Origin of the sequence: Mesorhizobium sp. M7A.F.Ca.MR.148.00.0.0 (assembly GCF_003997735.1) — a bacterium.
Lineage (GTDB): Bacteria > Pseudomonadota > Alphaproteobacteria > Rhizobiales > Rhizobiaceae > Mesorhizobium.
Map to the genome: position 1 here is coordinate 1 of NZ_RZTB01000431.1, position 388 is coordinate 388.

Genomic DNA, 388 nt, shown 5'->3' on the forward strand with positions numbered 1-388 from the left:
GGCGTTCGCTCATCACGAGCGCAACGCGGCAGGAGGGGCAAGTCATGCCAAGGAGAGAAGGAGATGTCATACGGCGCTCCAAACCAAAAAAGAAGGAACCCGCTCGACCGAAAAGGATGAAAACGGGCCCGTTACAGCGGTCCGACATCACAGTCGCCAAAAGCGACAGTCAGAGGGGCCCGGCCCGCAGGGGACAATTAGGAATGCAGCGCCGCGCCTTCAAGGGGCGATATTGCCCGCAAGAGTGATTCGTTCGCCATCTCGCTCAGACCGTCACCACGATTTCAAATCGTCACCACGATTTTGCCGAACTGCTGGTTCGATTCTAGGTAACGGTGCGCCTCGACGATTTGGTCGAACGCGAAGGTCCTATCGATGATCGGCTTTA

General features: G+C 57.0%; 1 protein-coding gene. It reads right to left on the minus strand.

The window, feature by feature from the left end; all coding sequences use genetic code 11:
- Window positions 1-284 precede the first annotated feature (284 nt).
- A partial coding sequence (locus EOB49_RS34820) for a zinc-binding dehydrogenase (RefSeq protein ID WP_164781976.1) occupies window positions 285-388 on the minus strand: 104 nt, incomplete at its 5' end.